At 49.8% G+C, this 12,727-nt stretch carries 10 protein-coding genes; 7 read left to right on the top strand and 3 right to left on the bottom strand.

Going from position 1 to position 12,727, the window contains the following annotated elements; genetic code table 11:
* Positions 1 to 56 precede the first annotated feature (56 nt).
* Entirely contained in the window at positions 57 to 1,268 is a 1,212-nt protein-coding gene (locus PMI41_RS07970) for an FAD-dependent oxidoreductase (protein ID WP_008123557.1), read from the top strand.
* A 1-nt stretch (position 1,269) separates the two neighbouring features.
* Here PMI41_RS07970 and PMI41_RS07965 read toward each other — a convergent pair whose 3' ends face one another.
* Genes PMI41_RS07965 through PMI41_RS07955 form a run of 3 tightly spaced genes read right to left on the bottom strand, consistent with a single transcriptional unit; the run spans position 1,270 to position 5,112 of the window.
* Complete coding sequence (locus PMI41_RS07965; RefSeq protein ID WP_008123556.1) at positions 1,270 to 1,857, bottom strand: sarcosine oxidase subunit gamma family protein; 588 nt, start codon at positions 1,855 to 1,857, stop codon at positions 1,270 to 1,272.
* Positions 1,850 to 4,837: a sarcosine oxidase subunit alpha family protein gene (locus PMI41_RS07960; protein WP_008123555.1), complete on the bottom strand. Its 2,988-nt coding sequence runs from the start codon at positions 4,835 to 4,837 to the stop codon at positions 1,850 to 1,852. The genes PMI41_RS07965 and PMI41_RS07960 overlap by 8 nt, the downstream gene beginning before the upstream one ends.
* Entirely contained in the window at positions 4,837 to 5,112 is a 276-nt protein-coding gene (locus PMI41_RS07955) for a sarcosine oxidase subunit delta (protein WP_008123554.1), read from the bottom strand. Before PMI41_RS07955 ends, PMI41_RS07960 begins: the two co-directional genes overlap by 1 nt.
* A 263-nt stretch (positions 5,113 to 5,375) precedes the next feature.
* Between PMI41_RS07955 and PMI41_RS07950 the strand changes: the two genes are divergently transcribed.
* The 6 genes from PMI41_RS07950 (at position 5,376) to PMI41_RS07925 (ending at position 12,725) form a co-directional block, all read left to right on the top strand.
* A complete protein-coding gene (locus PMI41_RS07950; protein WP_008123553.1) occupies positions 5,376 to 7,838 on the top strand; it encodes a mechanosensitive ion channel family protein in 2,463 nt (820 codons plus the stop codon).
* A 128-nt stretch (positions 7,839 to 7,966) separates the two neighbouring features.
* Entirely contained in the window at positions 7,967 to 8,230 is a 264-nt protein-coding gene (locus PMI41_RS07945; protein ID WP_008123552.1) for a hypothetical protein, read from the top strand.
* 212 nt (positions 8,231 to 8,442) lie between these two features.
* Positions 8,443 to 9,879: a UbiA family prenyltransferase gene (locus PMI41_RS07940; RefSeq protein WP_040854128.1), complete on the top strand. Its 1,437-nt coding sequence runs from the start codon at positions 8,443 to 8,445 to the stop codon at positions 9,877 to 9,879.
* Positions 9,876 to 11,198: an FAD-binding oxidoreductase gene (locus tag PMI41_RS07935; protein WP_008123548.1), complete on the top strand. Its 1,323-nt coding sequence runs from the start codon at positions 9,876 to 9,878 to the stop codon at positions 11,196 to 11,198. Before PMI41_RS07940 ends, PMI41_RS07935 begins: the two co-directional genes overlap by 4 nt.
* 85 nt (positions 11,199 to 11,283) lie before the next feature.
* Positions 11,284 to 11,712, top strand: a complete 429-nt coding sequence (locus PMI41_RS07930; RefSeq protein WP_008123546.1) for an EamA family transporter — start codon at positions 11,284 to 11,286, stop codon at positions 11,710 to 11,712.
* A gap of 14 nt (positions 11,713 to 11,726) precedes the next feature.
* Positions 11,727 to 12,725, top strand: coding sequence for an NAD(P)-dependent oxidoreductase (locus PMI41_RS07925; RefSeq protein ID WP_008123544.1), 999 nt, complete (start codon positions 11,727 to 11,729; stop codon positions 12,723 to 12,725).
* Positions 12,726 to 12,727: the final 2 nt, after the last annotated feature.

Genomic DNA, 12,727 nt, shown 5'->3' with positions numbered 1-12,727 from the left:
AACGAAGCTGCATTCTGACCGTTTCGGAGCGTCACTGCCTTCGATTTGGAAACTTCATGACAACACAACATCGGAATTTGAGAACCGGACAGCCAATTTGGCTGGGAAAGGCTGCAACTGGTATAAAGTTTGATGCGTTGATGGATGACATTAGCGTCGATGTAGCTATTCTCGGCGCCGGGATCAGTGGAGCGTTGGTGGCTGAGGGACTGACTGAAGCGGGCTACAGCGTGGCAATATTTGATCGACGAAAGCCTGTGATGGGGTCTACGCCTGCAAGTACTGCACTGTTGCAATTTGAAATTGATATGCCGTTACATCATTTGGCAAAACATATTGGGCTGAATAATGCCGAGCGCGCTTGGCGACGTTCCAAGCTAGCAGTGGATGCGCTGCGGGAGCGAACGAAAGATTTAGGCATCTCGTGCGAAATGAAAGATAGGGATTCACTTTATATTGCTGGTGATGTACTGGACGAGAAGGGATTGCAGAAGGAATTACTTGCGCGTCAACGTGCTGGTTTTGAGACGAGATTCCTTTCTAACGACGATCTTCAATCAAGATTTGGCATAGATCGCACGGCGGCTTTAATGAGCTTCAACAACATCGAAGCCAATCCCCGCAAGCTTGCACTTGGATATCTGAATAAGGCAATTGATCGCGGGGCCCGTATTTATGCTCCAGTGGAGGTTACTTTTGTCGAGCCGAGATCGCGAGATGTATTGGCGATAACCAAGGATGGGCGGAAAATCCGCTCCAAATATCTCGTATCAGCCACGGGTTATGAGCTACCCGATTATGTGCCGAAAAAAGGCCACAAGATCATTTCGACATGGGCACTGGCGACAGCACCACAACGCGATAAGCTTTGGCCTGAGCGCTGCCTTATCTGGGAAGCTTCCGACCCTTACCTTTACATGCGAACGACACAAGATGGTCGAATAATAGTTGGAGGCGAGGACGAGGAATTTGAGAATGAGGAAAAGCGGGACGCCAAGCTTAAATCAAAAACCAATTCTATCCTGAAAAAGCTCAAAAGGATGTTCCCCAAGATTACTGCAGAGGCCGATTATGCCTGGGCGGGAAGTTTTGGCTCAAGTTCGACGGGTTTGCCTTCCATAGGTGCTATCCCTGGTATGGATCGGTGCTACGCCATTCTCGGATATGGTGGCAATGGAATTACCTTTTCAATGGTTGCATCTCAGCTTGTACGCGGCCTGATAACCGGCACTGGCGATCCGGACGAAGACCTCTTCGCATTCAAATAAGCTATTCTACCAGATAGCCAACCTCTTCTGCTGCATGACCCAGTGTTAACCAGAACGAGCGTGCAAATGTGCGGAACACGTAGATATCAAAGGTCTGAGAGTCTATTCGTTGGATTAATGCATGGATATCATGATGTAATGTTGCCCGACCAGCCCCAACGGGAAATGCGTGTTCGGAAAAGTCGATGGCAAATAATTTTGCCAGTACCCATTCTACCTGCTCCCCACTTATACGGAAAATCGTACGACCATGCGTTAGTGCAATGACTGTACCAAGATCGGTTGAAATCGCAGCACGCAAACGCTGTTCAAGATCGGGCGTGGCTCCAACAACCATGAAGCGCCCGGGGGCAAAGCCGAAAACAGATTTCTCGCCCGCCACACGACCGCTGCCGGGCGTGTTCTGAATTATGACGCCGGTTGCGCTGCCAATCGCAGTCAGCACCGTTGAAATTGTATTGTTCCAGGCTGTCACTTGGACAAGAGAAATGCCTTTTCGCTCTTGCAGTGTTACACCAGTACCGCCCGCAGCGTTGCCATGGTTTCCCGGGATAAATGTAACGCCGAGTGGTGATTGAAGATCAGCCATGCATTCGGCTCCCGTCCTTGTCGAACATATGGTGGCTGACGATTTCCACCGCTCCATGCTTATCGCGTAGGAGGTCGGTGGCGAAGGCCCGTTTGCCGATCATCGATGTTCCATGTTTGACCAACGCCAATCCGATGTATTTTCCGAGCGCGGGGGAGTAGCATGCAGCGGTTACATGACCAAAGCTGTCCGCAGGCTCGCGAGGTGTTTTGTCCGACACTATATGGCTGCCGCCGTTGATAGACTGGTTGTCTAATGAGATCAGACCGACCAATGACAAACGGTGTTCATCCTTAAGGCCTGCCCGATTAATCATCGCTGAACCAACATAGGCCTTTTTTTTGGAAAGCATCCAGTCAAGGTGAAGATCATGCGCTGTGGTGCGCCCATCAATTTCGGCCCCAGTTACATGGCCTTTCTCAATACGCAAAGTGCCGAGTGCCTCTAGCCCGTAGGGAATTATGTTGAATTGTTTGCCTGCAGCGATCAATGCTTCCCAAAGCTGTGTTCCATATCCCGCACCGGTGTAGACTTCATAAGCAATCTCGCCGGAAAAGGAGAGGCGGCAAACCATAACGGGAATATCGTCAATTCGGCCATGGACAATGCCCATAAAAGGCAAGGTCGTATTGTCTACCTTAGTGCCAGTAACGCATGTTTCGAGAACAGCTCGCGATTTGGGGCCAGAAATGGCGGCTCCAGCCCAAACATCCGTCACTGATGTCAGGTGCACCCGCAAATCCGGCCAGACACAATCGAGATAATACTCGAGATGTTGCATGACTGGTCCGGCATTCGCCGTCGTGGTTGTCATTAAAAATTGAGTTTCGGTCAGGCGCCACGTAGTGCCGTCGTCAAAAACAATGCCGTCTTCACGCAGCATCAGGCCATAACGTGCCTTTCCGACGGGCAGGGTAGAAAACATATTGGTATAGACGCGGTCGAGAAATTCTGCGGCGTCTGGCCCCTGAATATCGATCTTGCCCAATGTGGACACATCAACGATACCAACGCTTTCACGCACTGCGCGTGCTTCACGCGTATAAGCTTGTTCAATCGTCTCGCCGGGGCTGCCATAGATCATAGGACGATGCCAAAGCCCGGCCTCATAAGTCTTGGCACCGTTCGCAATGTGCCAATCATGCATTGGCGTCAACCGGTGAGGGCGAAGATCGCCATAACGCTCTCCAGCAATGACTCCCATGGATACGGGTGTGAAAGGCGCGCGAAACCGGGTAGTGCCAGCCTCAGGAATTGAGATGCCACGTATATCGGCCATAATTGCTAGGCCAGGCACGTTGGAAGTCTTGCCTTGGTCCGTTGCCATACCAAGAGTTGTGTAGCGCTTAAGATGCTCGACCGAATGAAAGCCCTCGCGATAGGCGAGACGAATATCACTTGCAGTCACATCGTGCTGAAAGTCGACAAAAGCTTTTTGTGATTTCCCCGCGGGCTCGATCTCAAAGATTGGCGCTGGAGAGCTATCCAGCATGGATGCCTCTATAGTTGGCAAAATAAGTCTGCTATTGGCCGACCCTTTGGTGGCAGCATCCGAGAGAACGCTTACCGTATCCATGTATCCGGCAGCTGAACCGGTAACCACCCAATTCTGATTAGCCTCGGGTGCGAGGAAGGCTTGCAGATCCTCGTCCCATTCCGGCTTTCCTCCTGCTTGGCTTGCAAGGTGGATGGCCGGTGACCAGCCTCCAGACACACCCAGACAGTCGGTTTTGATTTCACGTGGAGCGCCGGATATCCGTCCGGTTTCCGCATTGAAATGCTGAACGGTGATTGAGCTCAGAGTTTTGCCGGCATGGGTGCCCGTAACAGCTGATCCCAGCAGCAACTCAGCACCAATCACATTGGCTATATCGTTGCAAGTTCCTGAAACGTCTGAGCGAACATCAATGATCGCGCTGATATTAACGCCAGCCATTGATAAGGCACGTGCCGCATCGTAGGCGCTGTCATTGTTGGTAAAGAAAGTAACGTTTTTGCCTGCGCCGACACCATATTCCACTGCAAAGCGACGCACAGCATCGGCAAGCATCACGCCGGGGCAGTCATTGCCAGGAAAGACGATAGGACGTTCAAAAGCGCCTGTTGCGAGAATGGTTTTACCCGTGCGGATCACCCAGTGACGTTGTCTGGGCTGACCTCTGGTCCGATTTGGCTTGTGATCGGATACGTGCTCGACGGCAGTTAATATGTTGCCATCGTAATATCCCCAGACAGAAGTGCGGGTGAGAAAACGAACATTCGGAAGGCTGGCAAGCGCGTCCACTTTTTCGCGAGCCCATACTGCTGGGTTGCGCCCGTCGAAAGTTTCGCCCGATGCCAGTAAGGAGCCCCCGGCTACCGGGCGCTCCTCGGCAACGATCACGCGTGCTCCAGTTGCCGCGGCGGCTTCAGCTGCAATAAGCCCTGCCGGACCGCTGCCCACTACCAGAACATCACAGAACGCATTCATGCGTTCGTAGCGGTCTGGATCTGCAACGGTGCCTGCCTTACCAAGCCCCGCAGCGCGCCTTATGAATTTTTCACAGAACATCCAGAAGCGCGTGCTCTTCAGCGGACCAATTGCTGGTCCCATAAATGTTTTATAGTAGAAGCCAGCCGAGAGAAGCGGGCCTGCCAGTTGATTGACGGCCATAAGATCATGTTCAAGCGACGGAAAACGGTTCTGGCTCTGAACGATAAGACCATCGTAAATCTCTAACTCAGTGGCGCGTACGTTAGGCTCACGCACGTCGCCAGAAATGATCGTAACAAGTGCGTTGGGCTCATCACTGCCTGCTGCTAACACCCCGCGAGGGCGGTGATACTTGAAAGAACGGCCAAAAAGCGTGATCCCGCTGGCAAGCAATGCCGAGGCAAGCGTATCGCCCTGATGTCCCCTGTAGACTTTCCCGTCAAAAGTGAATCCAACAGATTTGGCGCGTTCGATACGCCCTCCATTTGGGAGACGCCAACTGGTCATTATTTGCCACCCGCATGAATGTAGTCACGTGCATACACAACTGACGAAATTATATGAGTTGAAATATCGCGTGTAACCACCAGGTGCTGACGGCAGCCACCCCCATGCAGCCAAAACTCCCGATGGGATTTTGCAGGATTGGACCGATCATAAACATAAGCATTCCATGTATCTTGGTCGGTCGATGCCGGATTTGGTCTCGTTCGAGTTGCATCACCTTGATAGGTAAACTCAATAACGTCGCGCGGACCACAATAGGGGCATTTGATAATCATGGTGTTACTGTCCGATAAGCGAATCGATGATTTTGCGATGCGATGGTGGCGTGAATCGTGTGCAAACAGAAGACAGGATATGTAGCCTTTTGCAAAGACATGAACAGCCCTGTTAACAATATGCTATTGTCAGGCGGGCATAATCATCAGTATAGCGGCGATCACTGTCATTGAACCGACCCGGTTTTCTTGATCGCGCCTTGATTGTGCCGAGATGAGCGGGCAAGTCGACTACGAAACTCTCCTTACATGGATTTGAACCAGTGATTTCTTCATTTCGGCAGTTTATTCTAGCCTTGGCACTATTTTTTATCGTCGCAATGCAGATGCAGCCGACGAGCGCGCAGACTCCCGCTCAACCGGCCGCTCCTGTTGTTACCTCTGGGATAGTTGCCGAACAACGCCCAGTCATCGACGATCTGAAGAAACAAATCAGCGCGTATCAGCAAAAGTTCAAGGACAAGGCAGACGCAGATGCGGCCTTGGCCGACCTGCGTCTTGATCTGGAAGGGACGGCGAAGAAGCTTCTTGAAATTGGTGTATCCTTCCGCCCACGCCTCACTGAGATCAACTCGCGGCTCGAGCAATTAGGACAGCCGCCAGCGCAAGGACAACCAGCCGAAGCGCAGATTGTTACGGATGAAAGAACAAGGCTTACAACTGAAAAAGCTGAAATTAATGCTGTTCTGGGGGAAACCGAAGATCAACTTATTGCCGTCAACAAGATGGTTGATGCTATTGGCGATGCCCGGCGTGAGCTTTTTGCGAACACTTTGTCTCAACGCGTAGATATAAACTATTCACTCGGAAGCGAGGTTGCAGACGCGTACGGCCGCGAACTGCAAACCATGAACCAACGCATATCCTCATGGTGGCGCTTCGTTATCGCGTTTAAATGGCAATCGATGCTTGCAGCTGCTGCGATGGCCGCAGTAGCAGCGCTGGTTCTGCTCATTGGAGGGCAACGTGCGCTAGGACACCTTTATCTGCGTGATGCCTCAGTGGACGCACCATCCTACCTCAGCCGATTGGCCGTCGCCTTCTGGTCCACGCTTATGCGTTCGCTGACGGTGGTTGTCTTTTTGGCCACGACCTATTTCTTTCTAGACTATTTTAAAGTGCTGAGAGCGGACATTGCTTCGCTATTCTACACATTGTTCAGCGTTATCGGGATTGTTTATTTTGTTCACGCGCTCGCGCAGGCAGTTATTTGTCCTGGTGCTCCCAACTGGCGGCTTGTGCGGGTTGCTCCTCGGCCTGGCCGGATACTGATGGTACTGATAACGGCCACGGCAACGATCACGGGTCTTGATTATCTGGCTGATACAATCAACCAGATTGCAACATCGCCTTTGTCGCTGACGGTTGCCAAAAGCCTTTTCGCTACAATTTTAGTTGGCCTGCTAATCTTTTCCATCGCCTTGCTAAAGCCTTTGGAAGACCAGGAAACCGGCAAGGTAAAGCCATGGCCGAAGACGATAAGATTTTCTCTTTATGTGATAGCTTTGGTCCCTGTGGTAGCAGCATTACTTGGTTACATTGGGCTTGCCCGCTTTGTGTCCCAGCAAGTGGTGATCAATGGCGCGGTTGTTGTCACCATGTACCTTGGCTTCCTTACAGCACGTGCTGTATCGGATGAAAATGCGCTGTCGGGGACGGTGTTTGGGCGAGCAATCCAAACCCGCTTTGGGATGGATGAAACAACGCTGGATCAGCTTGGCCTCGTTGCCAGTATTGTCATCTACGTCTTTGTCCTTTTGCTCGGCATACCGGTCATATTGCTGCTTTGGGGTTTTCAATGGAGCGAAATGACGGCATGGTTTCTCAATGTCGCTATCGGCTTTCAGATCGGCTCAGTTAATATTTCGCTTGTTGCTATTGCCATCGGTATTCTGCTTTTTGCATTGTTTTATGCATTTACGCGATGGTTCCAGGGCTGGCTTGATACGAAAGTCATGGCTCGAGGCAAGCTCGATTCAGGCGTGCGCAACTCCATCCGTACTGCAGTCGGTTATCTCGGCCTTGGCGTAGCCGGAGTTATCGGCATCTCAGCCGCAGGCATTAACCTTTCAAGTCTTGCTCTGGTGGCCGGTGGTCTTTCATTGGGTATCGGTTTTGGTATGCAGGCAATCGTATCCAATTTCGTATCCGGCCTTATTCTTCTGGCAGAGCGCCCGTTCAAGGTAGGAGATTGGATCGAGACAGCGGGTGTTGGTGGTATAGTAAAGAAGATCAGTGTGCGCGCGACTGAGGTGGAAACCTTCCAACGTCAGTCCATTATCATTCCAAATTCATCGTTCATCAACGGTAACGTTGGCAATTGGACTCACCGCAACAAGCTTGGCCGCGTCGAAATACCCGTTGGTGTCTCCTACAAATCAGATCCCAAGCGCGTCTATGATGTGCTGATGGAGATCGCACGGTCGCAGCCTTTAGTTCTCAAGAACCCCGAACCGTTTATTGCTTTCAAAGCCCTGACATCTTCCACAATGGATTTTGAACTGCGTGTTCATCTTGCCGATCTTTCAAATTCGGGAACGGTCCAAAATGACATTCGCTTCGCAATAATTGATCGATTTGCAGAGGAGGGTATAGAAATTCCTTATCCTGCACGCGATGTGAAGCTCAATCTGGAAGAGGCAGATGTTCTGATCGAAGCTTTGACAAGCCGAATCAAAGCTGAAATCGCTGCGGATACAAAGAAGCCAAAACCCAAATCCGAATAGACTTTGGTTAAATGAAGGCAAAATAACGAGGTGTTCAGTTGCCGTTCAGTTTGTTACCGCTATAACTGTTTATGAAAAGGGCAGATTTGGCCCTTGATAACAGGGGCGGTGGCGACACCGGAGCGGATATGAAAAAGTTTGCTGTTGCTATTCTTATGAGTGCCATCTCTGCCGGTTCAGCGTTTGCTGCCAGTGTTACAAACGGCGATGCATCTGCTCAGACAATCGTCGTCACCGAAGGTTCCAGCAAGACGGAACTCCAAGTCGGTGCAGGCGAAACCGTGGAATTTTGCAGCAATGGTTGTTTTGTCACGTTCTCAAATGGCGATCGTGAAGCACTTACTGGTGGCGAGACTGTGGAAATCAAAGGCGGTAAGGCTACAATCAAATAAGTATTGCGACTTTCTAATCTGTGACGCTATCAACCGGCTGGTTTTTCCAGCCGGTTTTTTAATGGTTGGTTTACTGTGGTTATTACTTTCAGTATTAGCAATAATGTCGATGAGAATACGTTCATTCTTCATTTCTTCTTTTCCAGTAAGCCCTGCACTGATAAATAATGTAATACTGACCGATCGGTGCAGAACTTTAGGGATTTGTTGTGGTGGATTCTCGTTCTGGTAACAAAGTTCTGGACTTGGTGGTAGACCTTGATGGTACGTTGATAGCGACTGATCTTCTTTGGGAAAGTGCTTTTCAGCTGCTGAAGAAGAATATGCTGTACATTTTTGTTATGCCCATGTGGTTACTCAAGGGCAAAGCCAATCTCAAACACCAGATATCTCTTCGGGTTGTTGTTGATCCTGCAACGCTACCTTATCGGCATGAGTTTATTGAATATCTGAGGCAGCAACGTGATCAAGGGCGCAGACTCGTTCTTGCCACCGGTTCGGCACGTAGGTTTGCCGACAGTATCGCCGCATATTTGGGGATATTCGATGCGGTCTATGCAACGGACGATAGCCGTAATCTGACGGCTCACAAGACTGCCTTTCTGCTGGAAACTTATGGTGATGTGAAGTTTGCTTATGCGGGCAACAGCCGCGCCGATGTGCCTGTTTTCAAGGCAGCAAGTGAGGTCATTGTGGTCGCCCCCGACAGGGCAGCGCGTAAATGGCAACAAGCACATTCTGCAAAACTGTTTGAAGCACCAAAAACCAACCTCAAAACCTTTCTGAAAATGCTCCGTGTTCATCAATGGATGAAGAATACGCTAATTTTTGTTCCTGCTACTCTGGACCATCAGCTCACGGAATGGCCGATACTCTTTAATTCTGTCATCGCATTTTTTGCATTTTCCGCGGCTGCCTCGGCAATCTATATTATCAACGATCTGTTTGATCTGCCGTTGGACCGACAGCATGTTCGTAAAAAGAACCGTGCTTTCGCCAGCGGGGTTTTTTCTATACGTTTCGGTCTTTTAGTTTCGGTGTCGCTTATTCTGATCGCGGCGTTGCTTGCGGTACAATTGCATTGGACATTTGGCGTTGTACTCATTGGCTATCTTATCGCAACAACAGCTTATTCACTTTCGATCAAGCGTATGCTTCTGATAGACGTTTTGACGTTGGCTGGTCTTTATACATTACGAATTCTAGCGGGTACTGCGGCCAATCAAATTGAAGGCTCGTTTTGGTTGCTGGCGTTTTCGTCTTTTTTCTTTCTATCGCTGGCCCTCGTCAAACGTTACGTCGAGCTGCAAAACTCTGTCGCTGATGATAATAACCGTATAGCTGGAAGAGGCTATCGCCCTGCGGATCGGGAAATAATTGCGCAATGCGGCGTTGCGTCGGCGTTCGCCGCGGCCCTCGTTCTTGCGCTGTACGTCGACAGTGACGCGGTTGTGAGCTTGTATGCCTATCCTTGGATGATCTGGCCCCTCTGCCCCATTGTGCTTTATCTCAATATTCGCATCTGGATATTAGCTTACCGCGGTGAAATGCATGACGACCCAGTTGTTTTCATTATCACGGATTGGCGCAGTCAGGTCGTTATAGCCATCGGAGCGGTGCTTCTGCTTTATGGCGGCATGCGCTCGTGACCGACAGTTACAACAGTTTTGGTTTGATTGAGCGGCGTCAACGTTCCGCTATCACGCTTGAGGAAGTTCGCGAAATCTTCACTGGACCATTTCCAAATCCAGGAAGTTTTCTAGCCTTTGGCAATGGCAAATCTTACGGAGACACGTGTCATAACGACCTAGGTACATTGGTCGTTATGCGCGGCAGCGACGAACTCGTTTCGTTCGACTCCGCGACTGGCCTTCTCACTGCTAAAACAGGGATTTTGCTTTCCGAAATGATAGCCATTGGAGCGGAGCACGGCTATTTTCTGCCAGTCACGCCGGGTACACGTTTCGTGACACTCGGAGGCGCGATCGCAAATGATGTGCACGGTAAAAACCATCATCGTCGCGGAACTTTTGGCTGTCATGTCAAAAGATTTGAGCTTCTAAAATCCGATGGTCTGGTGATTGAGTGCTCACCTGTCTCAAACCCAATGCTCTTTAAAGCAACAATAGGTGGAATGGGTCTTACTGGAATCATCCTTGAGGCAACGATTCAACTCATGAAAGTCGGCTCACTTGATATAGTTGAGCGAATCCAACCGTTTGGCGATCTTGATGAGTATTTTTCTCTTGCAGAGGAAGTGGATGAAGATAACGAATATGCTGTAGCATGGGTGGATCAAATTGGTTCCGGTACCTATGCAGGAAGAGGCGTTCTTATAAGCGGTAATCATTCCGATAACGGAAATTTTGCTGTCAGAACAAAAGCTGGTCGACTGGGCGTTCCTTTCGAGCTACCGATCTCAGCACTCAATTATCCTAGTCTAAAGCTTTTCAATGCGGCTTACTACCATCTCAAAGGCCGCAAGCAGCAACCCCACCTCAGCAATTATGAAAGCTTCTTTTATCCGTTGGATCGGGTGTCCAATTGGAACAGGCTTTACGGCCGAGCGGGCCTCTATCAACATCAAAGTCTTCTTCCCGAGAAAGCAGCCCAAGCAATTATTCCACAAATGTTAAAGGTAACACGGGAAGCTGGACAAAGTTCATTTCTTACGGTGCTGAAACGTTTCGGCGATATAAAATCACCAGGAAGCTTATCGTTTCCACACGCAGGCTACACACTGACTGTGGACTTTCCAAATCGCGGAGCACGCACGCTCGCATTGCTGGGGGAATTGGATCGAATGACGATAATGAATGGGGGTAGGGTGAATCCTTATAAAGATCAACGCATGAGCGCTGAAGCTTTTAAGGCCGGTTACCCGAATTGGACAAAGCTTGAGCAAGAGCGTGACCCTGCAATCAATTCGAATTTCTGGCGACGAACTGCTTTGGCGGGATCAGTGTGATGGAAGTGTTAAATTTTACCAACTCGTTTGGGGGCTTCTTAAGACAGGGGTTGGTATTTATCGGAGAATTCAAGGGGCAATCTCAATGACTAAGTATATACCGTTTATCCTGTTTACGGTGATGACAAATGCGGCTGCACAGGTTCTTCTGAAATACGGAATGATCAATTTGGGCCCGATAAGTTTTAGTGCTGACACGATCATACAGCGTGTATTTCAGATCGTCTTCAATCCATGGGTATTTGCCGGTCTTTTCATGTTTGTAATCTCCATGGCATCACATCTTTTCGTGCTCTCCAAGGTTGACCTGTCATTTGCCTACCCATTCCTCAGTCTGGCTTACGTTGTTGTGGCGCTTGTCGCTTGGGCGCTTTTCAAGGAAGAGCTCGGGATTTACAAAATTGGTGGGATCGCCTTTATCATGATTGGCACCATCCTGATTGCTCAAAGTGGCCATGGCGATAGCTCCGCTACTGGTCCTTCGACCCCAACAACCTTGAACACACCGTCATAAGTGGACCTTAAAAGATGAGACATATTATTTTTGGTGGGGATGGATTTGTCGGGCGGCATCTAGCACCCAAGCTTGCGGCCGAAGGGGAGGAAGTAATTGTTGCGGACATCGTCAAAAGCAATCTTACACATTATGGCGATGTTCATTTCACGGAATGTGATGTTACTGAACCTGCAGCAATAGCGAATGTCGGTATCAAGCCTGATGACATGGTCTACAACCTGTCCGCCAAGATGTTATCACCGCTGCAGGTCAGAGCGAAACGCCACGACTTCTTCTTTCCAGTGAACTATTACGGAACCGAAAACATCATCAAAGCGCTAGACGATGCAGGTGCCAGCAAGCTGGTGCATTACACGACAGACATGATTTATGGCCACACATATGTTTGGCCACAAACTGAAGAGCATCCAGCTGCGCCACTGGGCGAATATGGTTTGTCGAAGTGGAAAACCGAAGAACTGGCAGCAGAGTGGCGCAAGCGTGGAATGAATATATCTCTGTTTCGCCCGCGCCTGATTATCGGCCCCGGCAGATTGGGTATTTTGGAAAAGCTCTTCAAATTGGTTGATTATAATCTGCCTGTCCCAATGATCGGTTCCGGTAAAAACCCTTACCAGTTCATTTCTGTGTTCGATTGTGCAGATGCAGCTTATGCGGGCTGGAAAGCAGGCGTTCCGAATGAGGCCTACAATCTCGGTTCGCTTAATCCGCCGCCTGTACGCAAACTCTTGGGCGATCTGGTTAAATTTGCTGGTTCAAAATCCTTGCTTCTGCCAACTCCGGCTTGGGCAGTGAAACGCACGCTTGATCTTTTTGATGTGATTAACATGCCAATCATGGATCCAGAGCAGTATCTGATAGCGGATGAAATGTGCGTGCTTGATGTGTCGAAAGCAGAGCGGCAGTTGGGTTGGATACCGAAGCACCGGGACGAAGACATGCTGATTGCGGCCTATAAAGAGTATCGGCTTGTTAAAGAAGGCAAGGTAGCGCCATCGGCAGCGCACTAAAC

The sequence above is a fragment of the Phyllobacterium sp. YR531 genome, assembly GCF_000282595.1.
Taxonomy (GTDB): Bacteria; Pseudomonadota; Alphaproteobacteria; order Rhizobiales; family Rhizobiaceae; genus Phyllobacterium.
The sequence above is the reverse complement of the archived record's forward strand: the minus strand, read 5'-3'. Positions and strand labels throughout refer to the sequence as shown.

What these genes read in the sequence shown, in the direction of transcription:
- PMI41_RS07970 (WP_008123557.1), top strand. Translation starts at nt 57, where the DNA reads ATGACAACACAACATCGGAATTTGAGAACCGGACAGCCAATTTGGCTG.
- PMI41_RS07965 (WP_008123556.1), bottom strand. Translation starts at nt 1,857, where the DNA reads ATGGCTGATCTTCAATCACCACTCGGCGTTACATTTATCCCGGGAAAC.
- PMI41_RS07960 (WP_008123555.1), bottom strand. Translation starts at nt 4,837, where the DNA reads ATGACCAGTTGGCGTCTCCCAAATGGAGGGCGTATCGAACGCGCCAAA.
- PMI41_RS07955 (WP_008123554.1), bottom strand. Translation starts at nt 5,112, where the DNA reads ATGATTATCAAATGCCCCTATTGTGGTCCGCGCGACGTTATTGAGTTT.
- PMI41_RS07945 (WP_008123552.1), top strand. Translation starts at nt 7,967, where the DNA reads ATGAAAAAGTTTGCTGTTGCTATTCTTATGAGTGCCATCTCTGCCGGT.
- PMI41_RS07930 (WP_008123546.1), top strand. Translation starts at nt 11,284, where the DNA reads ATGACTAAGTATATACCGTTTATCCTGTTTACGGTGATGACAAATGCG.
- PMI41_RS07925 (WP_008123544.1), top strand. Translation starts at nt 11,727, where the DNA reads ATGAGACATATTATTTTTGGTGGGGATGGATTTGTCGGGCGGCATCTA.